Here is a 25,635-nt window from a genome sequence, read left to right on the forward strand (position 1 = left end):
TGCGCTCCTTGGTCACTCGTGCCGGAGGGCGTCGATCGGGCGCAGCGAGGCGGCCCGGTTGGCGGGGTAGCTGCCGAAGAACAGACCGATGGCGACGGCGATGCCGAACGCTCCCGGCACCGACTCGGGGATCACCACCGGCTCGATGCCGACGATCCTGAAGTGCGTGCCGGCGATCCCGGCCAGCACGCCCAGTCCGGCGCCGGCCACCGACAGCAGGGTGGCCTCGGCGAGGAACTGCCCGAGGATCGCGCCGCGCGGCGCGCCCAGCGCCTTGCGGATGCCGATCTCCCTGGTCCGCTCGGTGACCGTGACCAGCATGATGTTGGTGATGCCGATCCCGCCGACCAGCAGCGAGATCGCGGCCACCGCGCCGAGCAGCACCGTGAAGGTCCTCGTCGTCGACTCGCGGGCGCTGAGCAGCGAGGCCTGGCTGCTGATCCGGAAGTCCGCCCGGCTCGGGTCGGCGATCGCGTGCGCGCCGAGCAGGATCCGGGTGATCTCGGCCTGGGCCGCCGCCGTGCTGTCCGCCGAGGCAGCCCGGACCAGGATCTGGTTGACCGCGCCGAAGCCGGTGAACGCGTTCTGCACGGTCGGCAGCGGGGCGATCAGCACGTCGTCCGGGTCGGTGAAGCCGGTGCCGCCCTTCGCCCGCAGCACGCCGACCACCGTGAACGGGGTCCCGCCGACGGTGACCGACCGGCCGACCGGGTCGGCGGAGGCGAACAGCTGCCGGGCGGTGGTCGCCCCGAGCACCGCCACCTTGCGGGAGTTCAGCACGTCGTCCTGGGTGAAGTACTCGCCGTGCTCGATCCGCTGGTCGGCGGTCTCGAAGTACGCCGGGTAGGTGCCGACGACCGAGCCGGGGCTGTACGCGATGTCCCCGTACAGCGCGGTGCCGCTGGTCGTCACCACCGGCGCCACCGAACCGACCGTCCCGGGGTCCGCCTCGGTGGCCAGTGCCCTGGCGTCGGCGACGGTCAGCTTCTTGGCGGTGCCGGCCGGGCGCGCACCGCCGGCGGCGGAACCGGACGTCACGGTCAGCGCGTTGGTGCCGAGCGAGGTGATCGACTCCTTCACCGCGACCGAGGAGCCGTTGCCGACGGCCAGCAGCAGGATCACCGAGGCGACGCCGATCAGCATCCCCAGCACGGTGAGCGCCGACCGCACCCTGTTGGCGGCCAGGCCGCCGGCGGCGAAGCGGAGCGTCTGCCAGACGATCACGCCGGCACCCCCGCCCGGAACAGCGCGGGCGGCGGCCCGTCCACCGGGGCCTGCCGGACGTCCGCGACGACCGCTCCGTCGACCAGCCGCAGCACCCGCTTGGCGTGCCGGGCGACCTCGTCCTCGTGGGTGATCAGCACGACCGTGCGGCCGGTGGCGTTGAGGCCGTCGACGAGTCCGAGCACCTCCTCGGTGGAGCGGCTGTCCAGGTTGCCGGTGGGCTCGTCGGCGAGCAGCATCGCGGGCGCGGTCACCAGGGCCCGGGCCACCGCGACGCGCTGCTGCTGGCCCCCGGAGAGCTCGTTGGGCCGGTGTCCGGCCCGCTCGGCCAGGCCGACCACGGAGAGCGCGGCCAGCGCCCGGCGGCGCCGTTCGGCGGCCCGCACGCCCGCGTAGGCGAGCGGCAGTTCGACCTGGGCCAGCGCGGTGGTGCGGGGGACGAGGTTGAAGGACTGGAAGACGAAGCCGATCCTGCGGTTGCGGACCAGCGCGAGCTGCCGCTCGTCCAGGTGGCCGACGTCGGTGCCGTCCAGCAGGTAGCGGCCGGAGGTCGGCACGTCGAGGCAGCCGAGGATGTTCATCAGGGTGGACTTGCCGGAGCCGGAGCTGCCCATCACGGCGACGTAGTCGCCCCGCTCGACGTCCAGGTCGACGCCCAGCGGGGTGCCGGTGACCGGGTCGTCCGGGCCGCGCAGCGCGTGCACGGCGGCGTCGCCCCGGCCGTAGGACTTGGTGAGGCGGCGGATCCGGATCACCGGGGCCGGGGCGCCGGGGAGCCCGGCGGGGGCCGGGAGGCGGTCGGACATCAGCGGCCACCGCCCCGGCCCGCGCCCGCGCCGCCGGCGGCACCGGCACCGCCCGTACCGCCGCCGGTCCCGGCCACCCCGGCACCGGCTCCGGCACCGCCGCGACCGCCGTTCTGCCCGCCGTTGACGCCCGGGAAGGAGCCGTTGGGGAAGCCGTTCGACCCGCTGCTGGAGGCCAGTTCGACCTTGTCGCCCTCGGCCAGCCCGGAGACCACCTGCACGGTGGTGTCGCCCTCGACGCCCACCTCGACGGTGACCCGTTCGGTGCCGCCGTCCGGGTGCACCACGGTGGCCGTCCGGCTCGCACCGGTGCCGGACAGTGCCGCGGTGGGCAGCGAGAGGGCGTCGTCCGCCTCGCCGGTGATCACCGAGACGGTGGCGCTCAGACCGGTGCGCAGCTTGCCGGTGTCCCCGGAGATCTGGAGCGTCGCCGCGTACTGGACGGCCGCCGAGCCCCCGCCGGAGCCGCTCACCGGCAGTGGGCTCACCGACAGCACCGAGGCGTTGAACCTGCTGTCGGACTGCGCGTTCAGCGTGACGGTCGCGGACTCGCCCTTCTTGAGCTTGAGCGAGTCCAGCTCGGAGAAGTTGGCGGTGACCTGCATCCCGGTCGGGTTGGTCAGCACGATGAAGCCGCTGGGCGCGGTGCCGGAGGAGGTGGACGCCTTGCCCGTGGTGGCGGAGGAGCCGCCGCCGGTCGGGCCGACCGTGTCGCCCGGCCGGCCCGCGACCGAGGCGACGGTGCCGTCGACCGAGGCGGTGAGCGTCGTCCCGGCCAGCGCCGCCCGGGCGTTGGCGAGGTTGGTCTGCGCGGTGGCGAGCTGCTGCTCGGCCTGGGCGACCGCCGCGTCGTCGACCTTGGTGGTGGTGACGGTGGTGGTCCGCGGCTCGGGCACGGTGTTCTGCGCCGCCGGGACGGTGGCCTGCGCGGACGGGCTGCTCTGCGCCGAGGGGTCGGCCGGCGCGGAGGAGCCGGCCTGCGGGGCGGACACGCTGCTCCCGGCCGCCCCGCGGCCGCTCGACCCCGACGACCCCGACGAGCCCGAGGAGCCACCGGCCTTGGCGGGCAGCTGCTGGACGGTGGTCGTGGTGACCCCCGCCCGGGCCTTGGCCAGGTTCACGGTGGCGGTGTTGAGCGCCGCCTGCGCGGCGTCCACCTGCTGCTGGGCCGCGGTGGTGTCGACGGTGGCCAGCACCTGCCCCCTGGTCACCGTGTCGCCGACGGCGACCCGGACCTCGGTCAGCCGCCCGCCGGTGGTGAAGTCCTGGGCGGCGTCGCTGGGGGACGCCAGGGTGCCGGTTCCCGACACGGTGGCCAGGACCGTGCCCCGGGTGACGGTCGCCGTCCGGACGGGGGTCCTGGTGGCCGCCGTACCGGTTCCGTCGTCCAGCACGGTGTACGCGAGGGCGGCGGCACCCAGCAGGGCCACGCCGAGCGCGGAGTTGACGAGGACGGCACCTCGCCGTCGCGGGAACACCTTCATGGCGGACAGCTTCCCGGGGCGCTCTTGCACCGCCCTGGACGCCGGCTGGGAGCCGGCTGACCGCCCGAACCGGGCATATGGTCACGCTCCGCCCGGCGCCGGGCACCGGCTTGGCGGGCACCGGGCGAAGCGTTGACCGATCTCCCAGCCGTCTCCCAGGGATCCCCAGGCACTCCTGATCCACCGGGCCCCGGAAACGCCGGAAAGGGCCCGGCACGCCCCCGGAAACGCCGCGGCGGAGCGGACCGGCCCCACCGGGCCGTCCCGCTCCGCCGCGGACCGACGGCTACAGCTCCTTGCGGAACGCCTCGGCGACCTTGAGGAAGATCGAGTTGCCCTCGACCTCGCCGATCGAGATCCGCACGCCCTCCGGGAAGGGGCGGACGATCACGCCGGCCTCGGCGCAGGCCGCGGCGAAGTCCTGCGAGCGCTCGCCCAGCTCCAGCCAGACGAAGTTGGCCTGCGAGTCCGGGATCTCCCAGCCCTGGGCGCGCAGCCCGGCCACCACCCGGGTCCGCTCCTCGACCAGCGCCTCGACCCGGACCATCAGGGCCTCCTCGGCGCGCAGCGAGGCGACCGCGGCGTCCTGGGAGAGCTGGGTGACGCCGAACGGCACCGCGGTCTTGCGCAGCGCGTTCGCCACCGGCTCGTGGGCGATCGCGAAGCCGACCCGCAGCCCGGCCAGGCCGTACGCCTTGGAGAAGGTGCGCAGCACGCAGACGTTCGGGCGGTCCCGGTAGAGGTCGATGCCGTTGGGCACCTCGGGGTCGCGGATGAACTCGATGTACGCCTCGTCGACGACGATCAGCACGTCGGCCGGGACGGCGTCCAGGAAGCGCTCCAGCTCGGCGCGGTGGATCACGTTGCCGGTGGGGTTGTTCGGGTTGCAGACGAAGATCAGCCGGGTCCGCTCGGTGACCGCGGCGAGCATCGCGTCCAGGTCGTGGTCCCCGCCGGCGGTGAGCGGCACCGGGACCGGGGTCGCGCCGGCGACCTGGGTGATGATCGGGTAGGCCTCGAAGGAGCGCCAGGCGAAGATCACCTCGTCGCCCGGGCCCGCGGTCGACAGGATCAGCGACTGGGCGACGCCGACCGAGCCGGTGCCGGTGGCGATGTGCTCGGCCGGGACGCCGAAGTGTTCGGCCAGGACGGCGGTCAGCTCGGTGACGGCCATGTCGGGGTAGCGGTTGAGCCTGCCGGCCGCCGCGACCGCCGCCTCCAGGACGCCGGGGAGCGGCTCGTAGGGGTTCTCGTTCGACGACAGCTTGTAAGCGTCGGCGCCGGCGGGCTTGCCGGGCTTGTAGGTGGGGATGCCGTCCAGGGTCGGCCTGAGGCGGGGGCCCTGTGCTGCGGTCACGGTCGGTCTCCTTCGGTCTTTCCGCTGCGTTCGCCCACCACGGTCGGGGTCACCGCCGTGCCCGGGCTGTCGGAACGCCTTGCGGTTCCACCCCGGTCGGGTGCCCTGAACGATACCGACCGTGCTCACCCGTAGGAGTGAGATGCCCGGTCGGGTTACAGGTGCGGATCAGCCATTCTGCGGGTCCCTTTGGCACATGTCAGAGGTAAAGCGGCTGGTTCCGTACGGGGATCGAAGGGGCGCACACGGGCTCACTCGTGGAGAAACGTATCTCCACAGGCTCCGAATGCGCCGGTCACAGACCCTTGTCAGGAGCCATACGATCGGTCCGCCATGACAGCAGCAGCCAACCAGAGCGGTCGGCGACCCACCACCTCAAGGCGTCTGGAGCGGGCCGGCATCCGGGATGTGGCAGCAGCCGCCGGAGTGTCGATCACCACCGTCTCCGACGCGCTGAACGGGAAGGGCCGCCTGCCCGACGAGACCAGAAGCCGGGTGCGCGAAGTCGCCGAGCGCCTCGGTTACCGCCCCTCGGCGGCCGCACGGACCCTGCGCACCGGACGGTCCGGCCTGATCGGCCTGACCGTCACCACCTACGGCGAAGAGCCCTTCACCTTCACCGAGTTCGCCTACTTCGCCGAGATGGCCCGGGCCGCCACCAGCGCCGCCCTGGGCCGCGGCTACGCGCTGGTGGTGCTGCCCGCCTCCTCCCGCCACGACGTCTGGGGCAACATCGCCCTGGACGGCACCGTCGTGATCGACCCGCCCGACCAGGACCCGCTGGTCAGCGAGCTGTACCGGTCCGGCGTCCCGGTGGTGAGCGACGGCAAGCCGGGCAACTGCCCGGTCACCGCCTGGGTCGACAACGACCACGAGGCCGCCGTGCTCGGCATCCTCGACCACCTCTCCGAGGCCGGCGCCCGCCGGATCGGCCTGCTCACCGGCACCAGCACCGACACCTACACCCGGCTCTCCACCGAGGCCTACCTCGGCTGGTGCGCCAAGGTCGGGCAGGAGCCGGTCTACGAGACCTACCCCGCGCACGACCCGGCCGCCGGCGCCGTCGCCGCCGACCGGCTGCTCGCCCGCCCCGACCGGCCGGACGCCGTCTACGGCCTGTTCGACCCCAACGGCACCGACCTGCTGGCCGCCGCCCGCCGCTACGGCCTGCGGGTGCCGGACGACCTGCTGCTGGTCTGCTGCAGCGAGAGCGACGTCTACGCCACCACCGAGCCGCCGATCACCACCCTGTCGCTCAAGCCGCGCCGGATCGGCACCACCGTGGTGAACCTGCTGATCGACGCCATCGAGGGGGTGGACTCCGGCACCGGCGTCGACATCGCCCGGCTCTTCCCGCCCCGCTTCCGCACCGCCGGCACCGGCCCGCCGCCCGGCACCCTGATGCCCACCGAACTCATCGTCCGCGCCTCCTCCCAGCGGCGGAGCCCGCGCACCACGGTCAGCCCGCCCCGCCCGCCGGGCGAGGTGTGACCCCGGGACCGCACCCCACGGGCTGTGGTCCGGACCTGCCGAGTCGGGACAAAACGGACCTGACGGACCGCCCGGCTGACGCTCCGGAGGATTGGATACCCACCAGGTGACGACGCCGGGAGAGTGGTCTTCCTATGATGGGCGAATGACACCCGAGGACCGCTTCCCCGGGCCTGAACACCCGGACTCAGGCCCACGCCACCAGCCGGACCTCGACGTGCTGCCGTACGGCACCTATTACGAACCGGAACCCGTCGCCGGCTACGCCGGGGGCGGGTACGAGGCCGAGACCTACAGCGGCTACGGCGGCGCCCGGTACCTCGAACAGCACTGGCCGGCCGCCGGCCCCGAGCACGGCCACACCGTGCACGCCCCCAACGGCCAGCCCGAGCACCCCGGTTACGAGCCGACCCTGCCCGACCACCCCTCCCCCGCGCACGGCGGCCACCCCGGCGCCCGGGACCCCGGCGCCCAGAGCGACGACCCGCCGACCATCGAGCTCGGCCCCCCGCTCGCCGAACCCGGGCTGCCCTACCACCCGTACCCGGCCCCCGGCCCCGGCGAGCCGCCCGGCCCGCTCTACGTGGTCGGCGACGTGCACGGCTACCTCGACGAGCTCCGCGCCGAACTCCGTCAGCAGGGCATCATCGACGCCGACGGCCACTGGTCGGCCGGGCGCTCCCGGATCTGGTTCCTCGGCGACTTCACCGACCGCGGACCGGACGGCATCGGCGTCATCGACCTGGTCATGCAGCTCGCCGCCGAGGCCGCCGCGGCCGGCGGCTACTGCCGTGCCCTGATGGGCAACCACGAACTGCTCTTCCTGGGCGCCGCCCGGTACGGCGACGAGCCGGTCCAGTCCACCGCCGGCACCGCCTCCTTCCTCGCCGCCTGGCGGCTCAACGGCGGCCAGCAGAGCGACCTGGAGCGCCTGGAGGGGCACCACATCAGCTGGCTCTCCCGGCTCCCGGCGATCGCCCTGGAGGACGGCCACCTGCTGCTGCACTCCGACACCACCGCGTACCTGGAGTACGGCGAGTCCATCGCCGAGGTCAACGACGCCGTCCACGACCTGCTCGCGGACGAGGGCGTCGACGAGTGGTGGGACTGCTTCCGCCGGTTCACCAAGCGCTTCGCCTTCCGCGGCGACGCCGGCCCGCTGGCCGTCCGCGAACTGCTGGAGACCTACGGCGGCACGCGCGTGGTGCACGGGCACAGCCCGATCCCGTACCTCACCGGCGCCGTGCACGCCGACGACGGCATGCCGCCGCACGTCCCGGGCCCGTACGTCTACGCGGAGGACCTGGCCGTCGCCATGGACGGCGGCGTGACCATGGAGGGTCGGCTGCTGGTCTCCCGCCTGCCGGTCTGAACCGGCGGCGGGCCGGGGCGCGCCACGGCGGCCGGACCCTCCGCGGTCCGGCCGGTCCTCCGCCCGCCCCTCCCGGCGTTCGGCCCGGCGTTCGGCCCGGCTCGGTGACCGTTCGCCGATCACCCCTTGATGGGCACCGGCCGCCCGGCGGATCGTGGGGACGACACCCCGCAGCCTCCTCCCGACCGGAGCCCACCATGACCGCCCTCCGCGTGAAGGCCTTCGACCACCTCGTGCTCAACGTCCGCGACATCGGGCGTTCGCTGGAGTTCTACAGCGGGCTGCTCGGCCTGGAGCCCGTCCGGCTCGACGAGTGGCGGGCCGGGGAGGCCCCGTTCGTGTCCGTCCGGATCACCCCCGAAACGATCATCGACCTCACCGACCGACCACGCGGCGGGTCCAACGTCGACCACATCTGCCTCACGGTCGACCCGCTCGACTGGCAGGAGGTGATCGACGCCGGCACCTTCACCGTCCTGGAGGGCCCCGTCGCCCGCTTCGGCGCCCGCGGCACCGCCACCTCCGTCTACGTCCGGGACCCGGACGGCAACACCGTGGAACTCCGCTGGTACCCCGCGGACGCCGGGGACGGCGCGGAGCCGGCGGCGGGGTGACCCGCGGCGGGCGACGACGAAGGCCCCCGGCCCCGGCGGGCGCGCCGGGACCGGGGGCCTTCGCGACGCGCCGCCACCCCGGCCGCACCCCGAACCGGTTCGTGGACGGGCGGAAGACGCCGTGGCCGGCCCCGGAAACGGGCACCCCTCCCGGGACACGGTCCGTCCCCGGAAGCGGTGCCCGTCACGGCACGCGGATGCGTCAGTCGGCGAGGGGGAGGTAGACCTTGTTGCCGCGGGCGGCGAACTCGGCGGACTTCTCGGCCATGCCGGCGATCGCCTCGGCGTCGACGCCGGAGGCGACCGCGGTGGAGCCGTCGCCGTGCTCGTCGCGGATCTTCTGGGAGATCTTCATCGAGCAGAACTTCGGGCCGCACATCGAACAGAAGTGGGCGGTCTTGGCGGGCTCGGCGGGGAGGGTCTCGTCGTGGAAGTCGCGGGCCGTCTCCGGGTCGAGGGCCAGGTTGAACTGGTCCTCCCAGCGGAACTCGAAGCGGGCGTCGGACAGGGCGTCGTCCCAGGCCTGCGCGCCGGGGTGGCCCTTGGCCAGGTCGGCGGCGTGGGCGGCGATCTTGTAGGTGATGACGCCGGTCTTCACGTCGTCCCGGTTGGGCAGGCCCAGGTGCTCCTTGGGGGTGACGTAGCAGAGCATCGCGGTGCCCCACCAGGCGATCATCGCGGCGCCGATGCCCGAGGTGATGTGGTCGTAGCCGGGCGCGACGTCGGTGGTGAGCGGGCCGAGGGTGTAGAACGGGGCCTCGTCGCAGATCTCCTTCTGGAGATCCATGTTCTCCTTGATCTTGTGCATCGGGACGTGGCCCGGGCCCTCGATCATCACCTGGACGTCCCTGGCGCGGGCGATCCGGCCCAGCTCGCCCAGGGTCTGCAGCTCCGCGAACTGGGCCTCGTCGTTGGCGTCGGCGATCGAGCCGGGGCGCAGGCCGTCACCGAGGGAGAAGGTGACGTCGTAGCTCGCGAGGATGTCGCAGAGCTCCTCGAAGTTGGTGTGGAGGAAGTTCTCCCGGTGGTGCGCCAGGCACCAGGCGGCCATGATCGAGCCGCCGCGCGAGACGATCCCGGTCTTGCGGCGGGCGGTCAGCGGCACGTAGCGCAGCAGCACCCCGGCGTGCACCGTCATGTAGTCGACGCCCTGCTCGCACTGCTCGACGACCGTGTCGCGGTAGACGTCCCAGCTCAGCTCCTCGGCCTTGCCGTCGACCTTCTCCAGCGCCTGGTAGAGCGGCACGGTGCCGATCGGCACGGGGGAGTTGCGCAGGATCCACTCGCGGGTGGTGTGGATGTTGCGGCCGGTGGAGAGGTCCATGACGGTGTCGGCGCCCCAGCGGGTGGCCCAGGTCATCTTCTCCACCTCCTCCTCGATCGAGGAGGTGACCGCGGAGTTGCCGATGTTGGCGTTGATCTTCACCAGGAAGTTGGTGCCGATGACCGCCGGCTCGACCTCGGGGTGGTTCACGTTGACCGGGATGACCGCGCGGCCGCGGGCCACCTCGTCGCGGACGTACTCGGGTGACAGGCCCTCGCGCAGGGCGACGAACTCCATCTCGGGCGTCACGGTGCCGCGCTTGGCGTGGGCGAGCTGGGTGACGGCGACGCCGTCCCGGCCGCGCAGCGGGCGGCGCGGGCGGCCGGGGAAGACCGCGTCGAGGTTGCGCAGGTCCCCGCCGCGCGGGGCGGTGTGCTTGATGCCGTCGTCCTCGGGGCGGGCCTCGCGGCCGTCGTACTCCTCGACGTCGCCGCGCTGCCGGATCCACGCGTCGCGCAGCGCGGGCAGGCCGCGCCGCACGTCGGGTTCGTAGGCCGGGTCGGTGTACGGGCCGGAGGTGTCGTACAGCGGGACGCGCCCGCCGTTGGTGAGCACGACCTCGCGGTACGGCACGCGCAGGTCGGGGCGGGAGCCCTCGCGGTAGGCCTTGCGCCAGGCCGGGGTGGGGTAGCCGGTGCCGGCGCTGGTGACGGCGCCGCCGGCGGGGGAAGGCCGCTCGGCGGACTGCGGCCGGACAGACTGCGGCTGTGCATCGAAGGTGGTCATCGGACCTCAAACTCCCTACGCCGGCATTACCCGGTCAGGTTCCTGCGGTCGACGCAGCCGCCGGTCCGTCCGTCGACGTCCCGTTCAGCGCCCTCTCAGCCCGGTGCTCCGAGCTCCCGCGTCCGCAGGCGGTGTTGCCCGCGCATGACGTCCAACACCGTAGCGAGCCGATCGCCCGAGGTCCAGAGGGGGTCGGGGAGGGGGAACGTCGAGGTCCGGACGGTGAACGGCGGGCGCGGAGCCGTCCGTACGGGCAGACTGGCCACGGTAGCGGACGAGGCGAGGGAGGGCCGGCGTGGTCGGGAGCACGGGGCGGGTGACCGGGGCGGTCGGCGCGGGACTGGTCGGCGAGGTGATGGTGCACGTGCCGGAGCGTCAGGGGACCGAGGCCTTCCTCGCGTACCTGGCGGTCCCCGGCGACCGGCTGACGGTGGGAACGCCGGTGGTGGTGATCGAGTACCAGCCGCCGAGGACGGTGTACGTGGCTCCGATCGGTCCCTGAGACGGCCGCGAGGGTGTCGCGGACGGGCCGCCGGCCTGCGGCCCGGTCCGTCCGTGACACCCCGATGACGGTCCGGTGACGACCTTGTGACGGTCCGTCATGTCCTTTCCCTTTCCTGCGGCCGTGCCCCGGCGGACAATCCCAGACGGCGCATCTCCTGCGCCTGAAGGGGGAGTTGAACCATGGCACTTGTCATCGCCCTGACCGTCGTCGGGGCACTGATCCTGGGAATCACGCTCTTCAAGCTCATGTGGCGGGTGGCCGAGCCGAACGAGGCACTGATCATCTCCGGTTCCCGCCACCGCACCGAGGGGGTCGGCGACGGGCTGGGGTTCCGGATCGTCACCGGCCGGGGCACCCTCGTCACCCCCGGCCTGCAGGGGGTCCGGCGGCTCTCGCTGGACCTCAACGAGGCCGAACTGAACGTCGAGTGCGTCACCACGCAGGGCATCCCGGTCCGGGTGAAGGGCGTGGTGATCTTCAAGGTCGGCGACGACGACGTCTCGATCGCCAACGCCGCCCGCCGCTTCCTGGACCAGCAGAAGCTGATCAGCCAGCGCGTCCACAACGTCTTCGCCGGCCACCTGCGCTCGATCGTCGGCGGCCTCACCGTCGAGGACATGATCCGCGACCGCGAACGGCTCACCGGCGAGACCCGGGCCGCCTCCGGGCTGGAGATGGAGAAGCTCGGGCTGATCATCGACACCCTGCAGATCCAGGAGATCATCGACCCGACCGGCTACATCAAGAACCTGGCCATCCCGCACGCCGCCGCCGTCCAGCGGGACGCCCGGATCGCCCAGGCCGCGGCGGACCGGCTGGCCACCGAGGCCGAGCAGGAGGCCGCCGCCCGCAAGGCCGAGGCCACCCGCGACAGCGAGATCCAGCAGTCCTCGTACCAGGCCGAGATGGACACCGCCACCGCCCGCGCCCGGCAGGCCGGTCCGCTGGCCGACGCCGCCGCCCGGCAGCAGGTCGTCGTCCAGGAGACCAGGGTCGCCGAGCTGGAGGCCCAGCGCACCGAGCAGCAGCTCCAGATCGAGGTGCGCAAGCCCGCGGACGCCCGCGCCTACGACACCCGCACGACCGCCGAGGCGTCCCGGGACGCGCGGATCTCCGCCGCGCAGGCGAAGGCCCGGGAGACCGAGCTGGCGGCGGCGGCCGAGGCCAGCCGGGTGCGGATCGCGGCCGAGGCGGACGCCGAGGCGACCAGGGTGCGCGGCCTCGCCGAGGCGGAGGCGACCACGGCCACCGGGCAGGCCGAGGCGTCCGCGGCCGAGGCGCTCGGCCTGGCCGAGGCGACGTCGGCGCGGGCGATCGGGCTGGCCCGCGCCGAGGGCATCAAGGCGCGCGCCGCCGCCCTGGCGGAGAACCAGGACGCGGTGGTGGCCCAGGAGCTGGCGGAGCAGTGGCCGCAGATCGTCAAGGCCGCCGCGGAGTCCTTCGGCAACGTCGAGCACATGGTGCTGCTCAACGGTGCCGACGGGATGGGCGAGCTGTTCGCCAAGGCGCTCGCGATGGGCGGCACCGGGCTCGGGCTGGCCCGGCAGCTGCTGTCCACGGTCGGCCCGGAGGGTGCCGCCGGCACCGGTGGGCCGGCCCCGGCGGCGACCGCCGCGGTCTCCGTCCCGGTGCCGGTCGACGCGGTGCCCGTCGCCTTCCGCGACCGGGACGCCGAGGAGGACTGACCGTTCTGGGTAGCCCGGGCGCGCCCGCCTGAGTACGGGTACTCAGGCGGGCGCGCCCGGATCCGCCCGACGATGGGACCATGCATCCAGCAGCCACCGCGCGGATCGGCATCACCGCCGTCGGAGCCCGGCTCCCCGCCCGCCGCCTGACCTCCCAGCAGCTCCAGGACGAGATCACCGCCGGCGGCCGACTGCGCCTGCCGGAGCGGACCTTCGAGAAGGCCACCGGCATCGTCACCCGGCACTTCGCGGCCGACGGCGAGTACGCCTCCACCCTGGCCGTCGGCGCCGCCCGGCGCGCCCTGGCCGCCCGCGGGCTGGACCCGGCCGACATCGACCTGCTGCTGTTCGCCTCCGCCACCCGGGACGTCGTCGAGCCCGCCACCGCCCACCTCGTGCAGGCCGAACTCGGCTCCCGCGCCCACGCGTTCGACGTCAGCAACGCGTGCAACAGCTTCCTCAACGGGATCGACCTGGCCCGCGCGATGATCCTGGCCGGACGCGCCCGCCGCGCCCTGGTGGTCACCGGAGAGACGCCCAGCCGGGCGATGCGCCGGGACCCGAGCGGCGCCGAGCAGTTCCGCGAGGGCTTCGCCGGCTACACCTTCGGCGACGCGGGCGCCGCCGTGGTCGTCGAGGCCGTCGAGCGCGGCGGCATCCTCGACGTGGAGACCGAGACCGCCTCCGAGCACTGGGCGGTCGGCGGCATCCCCGGCGGCGGCTCGCGCCACCCGCGCGGCGACGAGTACAGCTACTTCCGGGGCGGCGGGACCGAGTTGCGCGGCGTCTTCGAGAAGATCGGCCTGGACATCCTGACCCGGGTGGCCGCCCGCACCGGCCTCGGCTGGGACGACTACGCCCGGGTGCTGGTGCACCAGGTGACCGTGCCCTACCTGGAGCGGTTCGTCGAGGTCACCGGGGTGCCGGAGGAGAAGCTGGTGGTGACCGTGCCGGAGCTGGGCAATGTCGCCAGTGCCACGATCGGCGTGCAGCTCGACCGAATACGCGACGGGCTGGCGCCCGGCGACAAGGTGCTGATGCTCGGCCTCGGCGGTGGCGTGAGCCTGATGACGATGGTCTGGGAGGCGTCGTGAGCGAGCTCTGGGTGATCGTGCCCGCCTACCAGGAGGAGCGCCGGATCACCGGCACCCTGGAGGCCCTCGCCGCCCAGCGGGACCGTGAGTTCACCCTGCTGGTCGCCGACAACGGCTCCACCGACGGCACCGTCGACGCGGTCCGCGCCTTCGCCGCCCGGGCACCGTTCCCGGTCGAGGTGCTGGTCGAGCCGGAGAAGGGGGTCGGCTCGGCGGTCGACACCGCGTTCCGGCACGCCATCGCGCGGGGCGCCGGACTGCTGGCCCGCACCGACGCCGACTGCCTGCCCGAACCCGGCTGGACGGCCGCCGCCCGGTCCGCGCTGCGCGGCGGAGGGGGCCTGGTCTGCGGCCGGGTCACCGCCCGCCGGGACGAGCACGGTCCGGCCGGGCGGGCCGTCTTCCTGGTGCTGGTCGCGCTCGGCGCGTTCTTCGGCCGGATCCGGCCCGCGCACCGGCTCCGGCACGGCTACCTGACGCCGTACCGGATGCACGCGGGCAACAACATGGCGATCACCGCCGAGCTGTACCAGGCGGTCGGCGGCATGCCCCGGCGGCCCTCGCCGACCGACCGGCTGTTCGTCAACCTGGTCCGCCGGCACACCACCGCGATCGTCCACCGCCGCGACATGGTGGTGCAGAACTCCACCCGGCGGATCCGCGCCTACGGGGTGGTCGGCACCGCCCGCTGGTACCTGGACCGCGGCTCGGGCTCCCGCGCCGCCGACGTCCGCTGACCCCGGCGCGGCGCCCTCCGGCCACCGACCGCCACGACCGCTCCCGCCACCGACTCCCGCCGTCCGCCGCAACCCGAGGACCTCCCGTGCTCGACCGGCTCGCCCACGACCTGCGCACCGTCCACCCCGACCGCCCCGCCGTCCTGCGGCACACCCGGTTCGGCACCACCCGGGTCGAGATCCGCCGCGGCGAACTCGCCGAACTGGCCGCCGGCTACGCCGTCGCCCTGCACGCCCGCGGCCTGCGCGACGGCGACACCCTCGGCATCGCCGTCCGCCCGGGCCCGCGCTCCCTCGCCGTCCTGCTCGCCGCCCAGCGGCTCGGCCTGCGCACCGCCGTCCTGGACCCGACCGCCGGCCCCGACGTGGTGGCCGCCCGGCTCGCCCTGGCCCGGCCCGACCTGGTGCTCGCCGACGCCGCCGCCCAGGCGGTGGCCGGCTGGGCCGGGCCGCTCGCCCGCCGCGCCGACCTCGCACTGCCCCCGCTGGGCCTGCTCGGCCCGGTCGCCACGCTCGGCCGCCGGCTGCCCGGCTGCGCGCCCCGGCTGCGGACCGGCCGCTTCGGCGCCTCGGTGCCGCGCGTCCCCGGGCACGACGTCCCGCCGCGCGAGGGGGACGCCGTGATCGTCTTCACCTCCGGCACCACCGCCCGCCCGCGCGCCGTGGTGCACTCCCGCGCCGGGCTGGCCGCCGGACTGGAGACCGTCGGCGGGCTCGTCGGCCCGCGGCCGGACACCGTGGTGCTGGGCGGCACCTTCTTCGTGCTGGTGCCCGCGCTCGCGGCCGGCGCCGCGGTCGCCCTGCCGGCCCGCGGCCCCGCCGCGCTCGCCCGCCAGCTCGCCCTGCTCACCCCCGCCCACACCTACCTCACCCCGCCGCAGCTGCGCGCCGCGCTCGCCGCCGGGGCCCGGTTCACCGGCAGGGTCTGGACCGGCTCGGCACCCGCCGACGCCGCCCTGCTCCGCCGGGTCAAGCAGGCCGGCGCCGAGCAGGCCTGGGGCGTCTACGCGCTCACCGAACTGTTCCCCGCCGCGGCCGTCGAGGAGGCCGAGAAGAGCGCCTTCACCGGCCCCGGCGACCTGGTCGGCGCCCCGCTCCCGGGGGTGCGCACCGGCCTCGGCCCCGACGGCGAGCTGCTGCTCACCGGTCCCGGCGCCCGGCACCGCTACCTGGGCGAGGAGCCCGAACCCTGGGTGCGCACCGGCGACCGCGCGGAACTCGCCCCGGACGGCCGGATCGTCCTGGCCGGCCGGCTCAAGGACATGGTGCTGCGCCGCGCCGAGAACATCTACCCGGGCCTCTACGAGCCGGCCCTGCACCTGCCGGGCGTCGAGCTGGCCGTGCTGGTCGGTGTCCCGGACGGGCAGGGCGACGAGCGCCTGGTCGCGCTCGTCCAGCCCTCGCCGGGCACCGACCGGCAGCGGCTGCGCGGCGCGCTGGCCGGCCCGCTGGAGCGGATGGGCTCGGCCCGGCCGGACGCCGTGCTGTTCGGCGAGGTGCCGCTGGCGGGCCGCTCCCGCAAACCCGACCGGGCCGCCGCCTCGGCCCGCTGCGCCCGGGAGCTGGCCCGGTGATCCGCGCACGCCGCCGCGAACCGGCGCCCCGTGAACGGGCCGCCGCCGAACCGACCGCCGCCGAACCGACCGCCGTCGAACCGGTCACCGCCGAACCGGTGCCGCACCGACCGACCCCCGTCGAACGGGCCGGCGCCGAACCGACACCCCGGGAGCCGACCGCCGTCGAACCGGCACCCGTCGAGCCGGCACCCCACCGCACGGCGCCCCACCGCACGGCACCGCGCGAGCCCGCGCTGCACCGCGCGGCCCGCCGCCGGGACCGCCGGGTCTACCTGCGCAGCCACCCGCTGCTGTTCGCCCTGCTCGCCGCCACCCGCCGCCACCCGGTCGTCCGGTTCGGCCGCACCGTCCTGGTGCACGGCGGCGAGGCGTACCACGAGGCGCTCACCCGGATCCCGCTGGACCGCACCGCGCCCGGCACCACCGGCGGGGCCGCGGCCGAACTCACCTCCGGTGGTGCGCTGTTCGACCAGGAGGGGGCCGAACACCGCACCGCCCGCCGGGAACTGGCGGCCGGCACGGGCGCCGCCGCCGTGGACCGGCTCCGGCCGCACTGGCGGCGGGTGCTCACCGCCCGGGTCCCGGAGCTCGCCACCGGAGAACTCGAACTCGTCGCACTGGCACGGGAGCTGGCCGGAGTGACGGCCGTCGTGCTGACCGGTGCGACGGCCTGCCCGCACGCCCTGGCCGGCGCCGCCGCCGAGGCCGCCTCGGCGGCCGCCCGCGACCACCTGCCCGGTCCCCGGCCGCGCGGCGCCGCCCGCACGGCCGCCGCCCGCGCCGCCGACCTGGCCGCCCTGCTGCCCGACCCCCGGGACGCCGTGGTCGCCGTGGCCGCCGTCAACACCACCGTCGCCGCGCTCCCCCGGGCCGCCGCCTGGTGCGCGGACGCCGGGCTCTGGCCCCGCGCCGACGCCGCCGGCGCGCCCGCGCTGGCCACCGAACTGCTCCGCCTCACCGCGCCCTCGCCGCTGCTCCCCCGGGTGGCCGCCGCCGACGCCGAGCTGGCCGGCCGGCGGGTCCGCGCGGGCGACCGGCTGGTCCTGGTCGCCCGGCACGCCGCCGGGGCGCACCGCCCGGCGCCGCCCCCCGGGCCCGCCGCCGCCCAGGCGGTGTTCGGCGCCGGCCCGCACGCCTGCCCGGGCGCCGGGGTGGCCCGCGCCCTGCTCGCCGAACTGCTGCTCGCGCTCGCGCCGTACGCGCCGGTGGTCACCGGTGCCCGGGCCGACCGCCGGGCCGCCCTGCCCGGCTGGGCCGAGCTCACCCTGCGCGCCACCCGCACCCCCGGCTGACCCCCGCCTCCCGCACCCCCGCCCGTTCCCCTCAGCCGGGCCCGCCACCAGCCCCCGCCGCCCGTCCCCATCACCCGGACCACCGAGGAGACCCCCCGATGCGGATCGCCGTCACCGGCGCGAGCGGCTTCTGCGGCTCGCACGTCGTCCGGGCCGCCGTCGCCGCCGGCCACGAGGTGGTTTGCCACGGCCGCCGGCCGGGCCCGGCCGGCCGGCACGTCCCGTGGGACGCCACCGCCGGGGACCCGGACTTCACCGGCGCCGACGCGGTCGTGCACTGCGCCGCCGCCGTCGCCGACCTGCCCCGGGGAGCCGGCGCCGAGGCCGTCCAGCACGCCGTCAACGTCACCGGCACCGAGCGGCTGCTGCGCGCCGCCGGGGACCGTCCGCTCGTCTGGGTGTCCAGCGCCAGCGTCTACGACCCGAGGGCGGCGCACGGGTCCGTCCGGGAGGACCACCCCACCGGAACCGGCCACCTCAACGCCTACGGACGGACCAAGGCCGCCGGGGAACGGCTCGCGCTCGCGGCGGGCGCCGTGGTGCTGCGCCCGCGCGCCGTCTACGGCCCCGGGGACCCGCACCTGGTGCCCCGGCTGCTGGAGCGGGTCCGGCACGGCCGGCTGCTGCTGCCCGGCGGCGACGTCCCGCTCAGCCTCACCGCGGTGCAGAACCTCGCCGACGCCTGCCTGTCCGCGGTCGGCGCGGGCCGCACCGGCGACCGCCCGTGGACACCGGTGGCCCACAACATCGCCGACGCCCGCCCCTACCGGCGGGACGAGGTGGTCCGCGCGGTGCTGGCCGCGCACGGGGTCCGCGCCCGGATCCACCACGTCCCGGCCCCCCTGGCCCGGCTGGCCGCCCGCACCGGACGGCTGCCCGGGCTGACCCCGTACGCGGTGGACCAGCTCTCCCGCGGCATGGTGCTGGACCTCGCCCGGGCCCGCGCCCAGGGCTGGCGGCCGCACCGCGACCTCGACGACTTCCTGCGCGAGGGGACCGGCCGGCCCCCGGGAACGCCGGACGCCCGCGCCCCCCTGGGAGGGGACGCGGGCGCCGGGACCGCTCGCTAGTTCTTCGCGGCCTTCTTCACCAGGATCACCACGGCGGCGGCGATGCCGACCACCACCAGCGCCTTCACGGCGAAGGCCAGCAGTGCGCCGACCACGCCGAAGACGAACGCCAGCAGGTTCCAGGCGAGTACCAGCACCAGCACCGGCACGACGATGTTCCGCACCCACGAGGGCAGCGACTTCCAGAGCTCAGCCATGTCCGTTCCTTCTCTCCCCGGGGGGTCGGCTGCCGTCCGGTGCCGCATCCCGTTCACTTTCGGTACTTCGATCGTACGGTGGCGCAGGGGGCGGAACGAGGCCCAACGGCCCCGAGAGAACCCGGAGATCACCCCGACCCCGGCCCCCGGGTGGACCCCCGGTGCGACCTCGGGGAACTCCCCGGGAACGCACCGGACGAGGCCCGGGAACGCCGCCGCGGCGGGCCTCAGACCGGCCAGCGCTCCCCGCGCCAGGCGGCGTCCCAGAACATCCACTCGTACCGCGAGGTGGTGACGAAGTGCTCGGTGACCCGGCGCCGTTCGGCGGGGGAGAGCTCCTCCCCGAGGCGGTCGGTGAGCGCCAGCACCCGCCGCACCACCGACTGGAAGGCCTCGTCGCCGTAGGTGGCGATCCACTTCGCGTAGAGCGGTTCGGGCGAGCCCTCGGCGAGCAGCCGCTCGCCGACCCGGGCGTAGATCCAGTAGCAGGGCAGCACCGCGCCGACCGCCTCCGCGAAGGAGCCCCCGTAGGCGGTGGCGAGCAGGTAGCTGGTGTAGGCGCGGGTGGTCGGCAGCACCGGCTCCGCGGCGGCGCCCTCCGCGGTGTCGCCGAAGGCGTCCAGGAACTCGGCGTGCATCCCCTGCTCGGCGGCCAGCGCGCCGATCGCGTCGTCGGCGAAGGCCCGCACCTCCTCCTCGCCGGGCGCCTTGGCCGCGCAGACGGCCAGCGCGCGGGCGTAGTCCCGCAGGTAGTGCGAGTCCTGGACGACGAAGTGGCGGAACGCCTCGCGGGGCAGGGTGCCGTCGGTCAGGCCGGCGATGAACGGGTGGTCGAGGATCTCGGCGTAGACCGGCTCGATCGCCGCCCAGAGTTCTTCGGTAAGGCTCAGGCTCATGCCCCGACCCTAACCGGCCCCCGCGGACCGCCCACCGGGGGCCGCTCCTCCACCGGGCGCCGGCCCTCCGCCCGGGAGGCCGGCCCTCCGGCGGGGTCAGTCCTCCGGCGGCGAGAAGACCACCAGCACCCGCAGTTCCTCGGTGACGTGGTGGAACCTGTGCGGTGTCCCGGCCGGCACGTAGACGACGGTGCCGCGGCCCACCGGGGCGGTCTCGTTCCCGACGGTCAGCTCGGCCCGGCCGCTGATCACCTGGTAGATCTCGTCCTGGGCGTGCGCGGTCTGGGTGTCGGCGTCACCGGGGGAGAGCGCGTAGAGGCCGGCGGACATCCGCGGCTCGCGCAGGAAGCGCAGGTACGCGCCGTCGTTGGCGGCGCGCTCGGCGTCCAGGTGGTCCAGCCGGAACAGCTTCATCGGGGCACCCCTCCTCGTGCGGGCCTCGGCCCACCGGCATTCAACACCACCGGAGCGGCCGGAACACCGTCTCCGCTTGACCGACCTGGGACGCTGGCCCCATGAAGGGTTTCGTCATCAAGACACTGATCAACGCGGCGGCCATCTGGGTCGCCGCCTGGATCGTCACCGGGATCACGCTCACCGGGGACGACTGGAAGCAGAAGACGCTCACGGTGATCGCCGTGGCGCTGGTCTTCGGCGTGGTCAACTGGCTCATCAAGCCGGTGGTGCAGCTGTTCTCCCTCCCGTTGTTCATCCTCACCCTGGGGCTGTTCACGTTCGTGGTGAACGCGCTGATGCTGTGGCTCACCTCGTGGGCCTCGGACAAGCTCGACCTGGACTTCCACGTCGACGGGTTCTGGGCGGCGCTGTTCGGCGCGCTGATCGTCAGCCTGGTCTCCTGGGGCCTCAGCCTCGCGCTCGACGACGACTGAGCGGGGCGGACGCCGCCCCCGCGCGGAAGGGGCCCGTACCCGGTGAACCACCCGGGTACGGGCCCCTTCGCTCTGCCTCCTGCGCCCGCCGGCGGCTCACCCGGCGTTCTCGCGGCCGTGCAGGATGAGTTCGAGCTGGGCGTCGAGGTCGCCGGCCGCGAACTCCTCGCCCATCGGCACCAGCCGGTCGGTGCGCGCCAGGAAGGCGATCAGCGGCGGCGCGGAGCCGCGCAGCACCGCGTCGCCCCCGGGGGAGCGCAGCACCAGACAGACCTCGGCGAGCTCCCCGCCGACCGGGTGGATGTACACGTCGCCCTCGCCCGACGGCCGGGCCAGCCCGTCGAGCAGCAGTTCGCGGGCGAAGACCCAGGTGACCGGCTCGTCGCCGGGCAGGTGGAAGGTGAAGCGGACCGCGTAGGGGTCGGCGGGGTCGTAGTCGAGGTCGACCACGATGCGGAAGGCGAGCTCGTGCGAGACCACCAGGTTCATGGTCAGGTGGCCCTGGACTGTGCTGTGCTGCATGGCGCCGACACCTCTCGTTCTGCCCGGCCGCGCGGGGGTGAGGGTTCGCGGTGCCCGGGCAAAGGAAGTTCGCTGACAGGGGGAGGGATTGCGTGCGGTACGTCCATTCTCATCGTCCCGGTTTGGGGACGTAGTGGACAAGGTGTGCTTTTTCAAATGGTGAGAGAGCGGAACCGGCCGGACCGGAGCGGCCCGGCCGGGTGCGACGGGATCGTCAGAGGACGAACGACGGCGTCATCGCACCGACACTGCGCCGCAGTTGGCCGGCGACGGTGGTCAGCCGGCCGGCCTGTTCGACGGGCAGCGAGAGCGCCATGGTGGCGACCACCGCGCCCACGGTGATCGGGACGGCCGCGCAGACGGTGCCGACCGCGTACTCCTGGCGCTCGACCACCGGCATGGTGGGGCGCACGGCGGCGATCCGGCGCAGCACCACCGACTCGTCGACGACGGTGGACGGGGTGAGGCCCACCGGTGGGTGCCGGGCGAGGTGGTCGCGCCGGGCCTCCTCGGGGAGTTGGCTGAGCAGGCACTGCCCGATCGCGTGGGCGTGCGCGGTGGCCCGGAAGTCGGCCCACGGCTCGACCGCCGGCTGGTGGACGCCGTCCACCGAGTCGACGACGGTCACCTCGCCGTCCTGGTAGAGGGCGAAGTAGACGGCCGCGCCGAGCTCCTCGCTTAACCGTTCCATCCTGACCCGCAGTCCGCGCCGTTCGGCCTGCCGGTCCTCGGCGCGGACGATCCCGTCGACCGATTCGCCGTAGACGAAGCGCCCGTCCGCCCGCCGCAGGTAGCCCTCGTGGGTCAGGGTGCGCAGCAGGTGGTAGGCGGTGCCGAGGGGCAGGCCGGCGGCGCGGGCGAGCTGCTTGGCGGAGGCCCCCTGCGGGAACGATCCGACGGTCTCCAGCAGGCGCAGCGCCCGCTGGACGGAGGAGATCAGGGTGGGCTGCCGTTCCTTGCGCGAGGTCCGCGTCGGCGGCGCCGTGCGTTCTGCGATCCGATCCATGGCCACAGCCAGCCCCCAGCCCGAGTCGTTGCACCGCACGGAAAAGCAAGCGGAGCGAATCACTCCGATTTACCCGATAGTCGCCCATTGCAGCACAGGCTCGGCGCGGCTGCAATGACTCTCGCACGGTTCGCTTGGCAAAATCCTTCAAATCAAAGGCAAAGTCTCAAGTTAACCTCAGATCAAAAGACCTGTTCAATGTTCATCATCGCTATCCAAGATCCATTCCGACTGTGAACCCACCACGGACGGACGCACCCGGAGCGGGCCGCGTTTCGGCCGCACCGGCCCGCGGGAGACTCCCGCACAACGCTCCGGCCCCGGAGGTCGCCATGCGCACCCCGCCCCGTCCCGTCGTCAGGCGCACCGCCCGGGCGATCCTGCTGGAGGTCGACCCGGACGACCCGGACGGCCCGGCCTCGATCGTGCTGATCAAGCGCGTCCGGCCCGACGCGCCGCACCCGTACTGGATCACCCCCGGCGGCGGCGTCGAACGGGACGACCGGACCGTGGTAGAGGCCCTGCACCGCGAGGTGGACGAGGAACTGGGCGGCAAGGTGGTCGACGTGGTCCCCGCCTTCGTGGACACCATCAGCCACGCCCTTCCCCACCCCCCGGCCGGGGGGACCGCCGCCGGCGACGACCCGCCGCCGCACCCGCACGGGGTCAAGGTCCAGCACTTCTTCGTCTGCCGGCTCGCCTCGATGGACCTCGACCGCCGGCACGGCCCCGAGGTGGACGAGCCCAACGGCGACTACGAGGTGGTCCGGCTGCCGTTCACCCGCGAGGGCATCACCTCGGTCAACGTCGTACCGCCCAGTCTGCGGGCCTACCTGGCCGCCAACATCGAGGGCGTCCGCGCGCTGCTCGCGCCCGACCTCGGCTGACGGCCGCCCGCCCGCCGCGCACCGGGCCGCCGGGACCGGGTCCGCCGGCTCAAGGCGCGGCCCGCCCGTCGGCCAGGTCGTGCCGGATCCGCTCCGCCGGGACCCCGGCCCGCAGCAGCACCCCCGCCGTCCGCCGGACCATCGCGGGCGGTCCGGCGAGGTACGCGGTCCGCCCGGCCCAGGGCCCGGAGCGCGCCACCGCCTCCGGCAGTCCGCCCGGCGGCGGCCCGGCGGCGGACGGCCCGGCCGCCCCGGCGCCGGCACCGGTGCCGGACAGCACCGGACGGACCGTGAGCCAGGGGTGCCGCTCGGCCAGCTCCCGCAGCGCCGCCAGCTCGTACAGCCCACCGGAACGGCGGGCGCCGTAGAACACCTCCACCGAGCGGCCCGCCCCGCCGCGGACGGCCACCTCCTCGACCAGCGCCCGCACCGGCGCGATCCCGGTCCCGCCGGCCACCAGCAGCAGGTCCGCCCCGTCCACGGGGTCCAGGGTCATCCCGCCGGCCGGCGGGCCGAGCCGCAGCACGTCACCGGGCCCGGCCCGGTGCACCAGCGCGTTGCTCACCCAGCCCGCCGGCACCGCCTTCACGTGGAAGGTGAGCAGGCCGTCCGGCCGGGGCGCCGAGGCGAACGAGTAGTGCCGCCAGACCCGCGGCCACCAGGGCGTCTCCAGGACGGCGTGCTGCCCCGCCCGGTACGGGTACGCCTGGTCCGGGCGGACGGTGAGCACCGCCACGTCCGGGGTGCGGCGCTCGTGCGCGACCACCTCGCCCCGCCACCAGGGCGGCGAGGTCCGGGCGTCCTCCTCCGCGGCCCCGGTCATGATCGAGGAGATCAGCCGGTAGACCCGGCGCCAGGCCAGCTCGGTCTCGGCGTTCCAGTGGTGACCCGCGTACCTGGCCAGCGCCGCCACCAGGCACTCGCCGACCGGGCCGTAGTGCTCGGTCAGCGTGCCGTACCGGCGGTGGCCGCGGCCCAGCGCGCTCAGGTATCCGCGCAGGCCCTCGGGATCCCCGGCGCCGCGGGCCGCCGCCAGCAGGGCGCGGAAGAGCCGGTCGCGCTGGACGTCCATGGCGGCCGGGAACAGCGCCCGGAGCTCGGGGTGGCCGAGGAAGATCAGCGCGTAGAAGTGCGCGGTGGCCCGGTCGGCGACCGGCTCGACCACCGCCAGGCTGCTCCGGATCAGCTCGATGTCCCGTGCGGTGGGCGGCAGTTCGGCCGCCGTCCGGATCTCCGGCGCGGGCACCGGGGGGTCGGCCGGGGCGGACCAGTTGAGGCCGGGCGCGCTGGTGAACAGCGGTGCGTGGGCGAGCCCGGTGGCCGGCGCGGCGTGGTCCGGCCGGCTCGGCGCGGGAACGGCGGGCGGCCGGACGGGCCGGGGCGGTACCGGCCTCGGCGGGGCGGCCGGAGGCGGGACGGCCTGCACCACGGCCTCCGGCGCGGCCGGGGGCACCGCGACCGGCACCGGACCGGCCGCCGGAAGGCCGGCCCGGGCGACCGGCGCGGCGGCCGGCGGCAGGTCCGGTGGAAGCGGTGGGGCCGGCGGGGCCGACGGCACCGGCAGGCCGGGCACCGCCGAGGCCGCCGCCGAGCCGTGCCCCGTCCGGACCAGAAGTGTTCTGCGGGACTTCACCGCAACGTTTCGAGTACCCAAGAGAATCGTTTCGCCTCCGGCCGGCCTTCGCCACCACCTGGCTTGTCTCTGCTGACGCCCAGGAAGCGTGGCATGCCCGGAGTACTCATCGGACAAATCGCGTGAAGCCCGGGACACCCGCCCCCGGGACGCGCTACTCTCGCTCGTTCCGCGGTCGCCCCGGGTGCCACTTCCACCACCCGGGGCGACCGCGTGGCACTCAGAGCCGCCGCAGCAGCAGGCCCGGCCGCTCGACGCAGTCCGCCACGAACCGGAGGAACCCGCCCGCGGTCCCGCCGTCGCAGACCCGGTGGTCGAAGGTGAACGACAGCTGGGTGACCTCCCGCACCGCCAGCTCCCCCTGGTGGACCCAGGGCTTGGCGACGATCCGCCCGACCCCCAGCATCGCCGCCTCCGGGTGGTTGAGGATCGGTGTGGAGCCGTCCACCCCGAACACCCCGTAGTTGTTGAGGGTGAAGGTCCCTCCGGTCAGCTCGGCCGGGACGATCGCACCGGTCCGCGCCGCCTCGGTCAACCGGCCGAGCTCGACCGCGAGTTGCTCGGTGCCGAGGCGCTGTGCGTCACGCACGACCGGAACGACCAGGCCGCGCTCGCCCTGCGCCGCGAAGCCGAGGTGCACCGCCCGGTGCCGCAGGATGCCCGAACCGTCCTCGGTCACACTGGAGTTGAGCTCGGGAAAGCGCTCCAGCGCGACCGTGCAGATCCTCGCGAGCAGCGCGAGCACGCTCACCCTCGGCCCCTCAGCGGCGTTCAACTGCCTCCGCAGCTCCATCAGTCCGGTGGCGTCGGCGTCCACCCAGCAGGTCGCGGCGGGGATCTCCCGGTGACTGCGGCCGAGCTTCTCGGCCACCGCCCGGCGCAGCCCGCGCAGCGGCACGACCGTCCCGGCGGCGGTCTCCACCGGCACGGCGGAGGACACCGTGGCAGGCACCGCGGCCGGTACGGCGGCCGGCGCGGAGACCCCGGCCGCGACCGCCCGTTGGACGTCCGACCGCATGATCAGCCCGTCCGGCCCGCTGCCGGTGACGGCCGCGAGGTCCACGCCCTGCTCCCGGGCCAGCCGCCGCACCAGCGGCGAGATCACCGGGGGCACGGCCGGCGCCGGAGCAGGAACGGGAGCTGGCGCGGGAGCCGGGGCGGGAGCCCGGACGGCGACGGGAACGGGCGGCGGCGCCGCCCCGGCCCCGACCCGGCGCCGCCGCCCGCCGCGCCCGGGCTCGGCGAC

24 protein-coding genes and 1 riboswitch are annotated in these 25,635 nt (G+C 75.0%); of the genes, 12 read left to right on the plus strand and 12 right to left on the minus strand.

Features of this window, described 5'->3' with window-relative positions; genetic code table 11:
• Positions 1-12: 12 nt before the first annotated feature.
• From ACFCX4_RS07510 to hisC, 4 genes are all read right to left on the minus strand, one after another.
• The gene (locus tag ACFCX4_RS07510) at positions 13-1,224 is read right to left on the minus strand and encodes an ABC transporter permease (RefSeq protein WP_376139679.1); all 1,212 of its coding nucleotides are present in this window, start codon (positions 1,222-1,224) and stop codon (positions 13-15) included.
• On the minus strand, positions 1,221-2,030 hold the full coding sequence (locus ACFCX4_RS07515; protein ID WP_376139680.1) for an ABC transporter ATP-binding protein: 810 nt from the start codon (positions 2,028-2,030) through the stop codon (positions 1,221-1,223). Before ACFCX4_RS07515 ends, ACFCX4_RS07510 begins: the two co-directional genes overlap by 4 nt.
• On the minus strand, positions 2,030-3,514 hold the full coding sequence (locus ACFCX4_RS07520) for an efflux RND transporter periplasmic adaptor subunit (protein ID WP_376139681.1): 1,485 nt from the start codon (positions 3,512-3,514) through the stop codon (positions 2,030-2,032). Before ACFCX4_RS07520 ends, ACFCX4_RS07515 begins: the two co-directional genes overlap by 1 nt.
• A gap of 286 nt (positions 3,515-3,800) precedes the next feature.
• Positions 3,801-4,871: a histidinol-phosphate transaminase gene (gene hisC / locus ACFCX4_RS07525; RefSeq protein ID WP_376139682.1), complete on the minus strand. Its 1,071-nt coding sequence runs from the start codon at positions 4,869-4,871 to the stop codon at positions 3,801-3,803.
• 333 nt (positions 4,872-5,204) lie between these two features.
• Here hisC and ACFCX4_RS07530 point away from each other — a divergent pair, with 333 nt between their 5' ends.
• From ACFCX4_RS07530 to ACFCX4_RS07540, 3 genes are all read left to right on the plus strand, one after another.
• Positions 5,205-6,362, plus strand: coding sequence for a LacI family DNA-binding transcriptional regulator (locus ACFCX4_RS07530; protein WP_078879728.1), 1,158 nt, complete (start codon positions 5,205-5,207; stop codon positions 6,360-6,362).
• Between the two features lie 145 nt (positions 6,363-6,507).
• On the plus strand, positions 6,508-7,734 hold the full coding sequence (locus ACFCX4_RS07535) for a metallophosphoesterase (RefSeq protein ID WP_376139683.1): 1,227 nt from the start codon (positions 6,508-6,510) through the stop codon (positions 7,732-7,734).
• A 197-nt stretch (positions 7,735-7,931) separates the two neighbouring features.
• A complete protein-coding gene (locus ACFCX4_RS07540) occupies positions 7,932-8,348 on the plus strand; it encodes a VOC family protein (protein WP_376139684.1) in 417 nt (138 codons plus the stop codon).
• 202 nt (positions 8,349-8,550) lie between these two features.
• On the opposite strand, the gene thiC is transcribed toward ACFCX4_RS07540, so the two are convergent.
• Entirely contained in the window at positions 8,551-10,398 is a 1,848-nt protein-coding gene (thiC, locus tag ACFCX4_RS07545) for a phosphomethylpyrimidine synthase ThiC (protein ID WP_376139685.1), read from the minus strand.
• Positions 10,394-10,528, minus strand: a riboswitch (TPP riboswitch). (Overlaps the previous gene by 5 nt.)
• 165 nt (positions 10,529-10,693) lie before the next feature.
• On the opposite strand from thiC, the gene ACFCX4_RS07550 reads away from it, so the two are divergent.
• From ACFCX4_RS07550 to ACFCX4_RS07580, 7 genes are all read left to right on the plus strand, one after another.
• Entirely contained in the window at positions 10,694-10,900 is a 207-nt protein-coding gene (locus ACFCX4_RS07550; RefSeq protein ID WP_376139686.1) for a hypothetical protein, read from the plus strand.
• A gap of 182 nt (positions 10,901-11,082) precedes the next feature.
• Positions 11,083-12,588, plus strand: a complete 1,506-nt coding sequence (locus tag ACFCX4_RS07555; RefSeq protein WP_376139687.1) for an SPFH domain-containing protein — start codon at positions 11,083-11,085, stop codon at positions 12,586-12,588.
• An 80-nt stretch (positions 12,589-12,668) separates the two neighbouring features.
• On the plus strand, positions 12,669-13,682 hold the full coding sequence (locus ACFCX4_RS07560) for a 3-oxoacyl-ACP synthase III family protein (protein ID WP_376139688.1): 1,014 nt from the start codon (positions 12,669-12,671) through the stop codon (positions 13,680-13,682).
• Positions 13,679-14,419 (plus strand): glycosyltransferase family A protein, encoded by a 741-nt coding sequence (locus tag ACFCX4_RS07565; RefSeq protein ID WP_376139689.1) that lies wholly within the window; start codon positions 13,679-13,681, stop codon positions 14,417-14,419. Before ACFCX4_RS07560 ends, ACFCX4_RS07565 begins: the two co-directional genes overlap by 4 nt.
• Positions 14,420-14,505: 86 nt before the next feature.
• Positions 14,506-15,993, plus strand: coding sequence for an AMP-binding protein (locus tag ACFCX4_RS07570; protein WP_376139690.1), 1,488 nt, complete (start codon positions 14,506-14,508; stop codon positions 15,991-15,993).
• Positions 15,990-17,288 (plus strand): cytochrome P450, encoded by a 1,299-nt coding sequence (locus tag ACFCX4_RS07575; RefSeq protein WP_376139691.1) that lies wholly within the window; start codon positions 15,990-15,992, stop codon positions 17,286-17,288. The genes ACFCX4_RS07570 and ACFCX4_RS07575 overlap by 4 nt, the downstream gene beginning before the upstream one ends.
• A 98-nt stretch (positions 17,289-17,386) precedes the next feature.
• Complete coding sequence (locus tag ACFCX4_RS07580) at positions 17,387-18,358, plus strand: NAD-dependent epimerase/dehydratase family protein (RefSeq protein WP_376139692.1); 972 nt, start codon at positions 17,387-17,389, stop codon at positions 18,356-18,358.
• On the opposite strand, the gene ACFCX4_RS07585 is transcribed toward ACFCX4_RS07580, so the two are convergent.
• The 3 genes from ACFCX4_RS07585 to ACFCX4_RS07595 all read right to left on the minus strand — a co-directional run bounded on the left by ACFCX4_RS07585 (position 18,355) and on the right by ACFCX4_RS07595 (position 19,865).
• Positions 18,355-18,555 carry a DUF5326 family protein gene (locus ACFCX4_RS07585; protein ID WP_376139693.1) on the minus strand — a complete coding sequence of 67 codons (201 nt, stop codon included), beginning with the start codon at positions 18,553-18,555 and terminating at the stop codon, positions 18,355-18,357. The genes ACFCX4_RS07580 and ACFCX4_RS07585 overlap by 4 nt on opposite strands.
• A gap of 227 nt (positions 18,556-18,782) precedes the next feature.
• Positions 18,783-19,451, minus strand: a complete 669-nt coding sequence (gene tenA / locus ACFCX4_RS07590; RefSeq protein WP_376139694.1) for a thiaminase II — start codon at positions 19,449-19,451, stop codon at positions 18,783-18,785.
• A gap of 96 nt (positions 19,452-19,547) precedes the next feature.
• The gene (locus ACFCX4_RS07595; RefSeq protein WP_376139695.1) at positions 19,548-19,865 is read right to left on the minus strand and encodes a cupin domain-containing protein; all 318 of its coding nucleotides are present in this window, start codon (positions 19,863-19,865) and stop codon (positions 19,548-19,550) included.
• A gap of 101 nt (positions 19,866-19,966) precedes the next feature.
• Between ACFCX4_RS07595 and ACFCX4_RS07600 the strand changes: the two genes are divergently transcribed.
• The gene (locus tag ACFCX4_RS07600; RefSeq protein WP_376139696.1) at positions 19,967-20,341 is read left to right on the plus strand and encodes a phage holin family protein; all 375 of its coding nucleotides are present in this window, start codon (positions 19,967-19,969) and stop codon (positions 20,339-20,341) included.
• A 96-nt stretch (positions 20,342-20,437) separates the two neighbouring features.
• On the opposite strand, the gene ACFCX4_RS07605 is transcribed toward ACFCX4_RS07600, so the two are convergent.
• Together ACFCX4_RS07605 and ACFCX4_RS07610 are read right to left on the minus strand one after the other, a co-directional pair.
• Entirely contained in the window at positions 20,438-20,863 is a 426-nt protein-coding gene (locus ACFCX4_RS07605) for an SsgA family sporulation/cell division regulator (RefSeq protein WP_376139697.1), read from the minus strand.
• Between the two features lie 214 nt (positions 20,864-21,077).
• On the minus strand, positions 21,078-21,869 hold the full coding sequence (locus ACFCX4_RS07610) for an IclR family transcriptional regulator (RefSeq protein ID WP_376139698.1): 792 nt from the start codon (positions 21,867-21,869) through the stop codon (positions 21,078-21,080).
• Between the two features lie 332 nt (positions 21,870-22,201).
• Here ACFCX4_RS07610 and ACFCX4_RS07615 point away from each other — a divergent pair, with 332 nt between their 5' ends.
• Complete coding sequence (locus tag ACFCX4_RS07615; protein ID WP_376139699.1) at positions 22,202-22,756, plus strand: NUDIX domain-containing protein; 555 nt, start codon at positions 22,202-22,204, stop codon at positions 22,754-22,756.
• Positions 22,757-22,805: 49 nt separating this feature from the next.
• Here the strand turns inward: ACFCX4_RS07615 and ACFCX4_RS07620 are convergent, their stop codons facing one another.
• Together ACFCX4_RS07620 and ACFCX4_RS07625 are read right to left on the minus strand one after the other, a co-directional pair.
• Positions 22,806-24,389: a globin domain-containing protein gene (locus ACFCX4_RS07620; protein WP_376139700.1), complete on the minus strand. Its 1,584-nt coding sequence runs from the start codon at positions 24,387-24,389 to the stop codon at positions 22,806-22,808.
• A 220-nt stretch (positions 24,390-24,609) separates the two neighbouring features.
• On the minus strand, positions 24,610-25,635 hold a 1,026-nt coding region (locus ACFCX4_RS07625; protein ID WP_376139701.1), incomplete at its 5' end, for a dihydrolipoamide acetyltransferase family protein.

The organism is Kitasatospora sp. NPDC056327, assembly GCF_042261735.1.
Lineage (GTDB): Bacteria > Actinomycetota > Actinomycetes > Streptomycetales > Streptomycetaceae > Kitasatospora.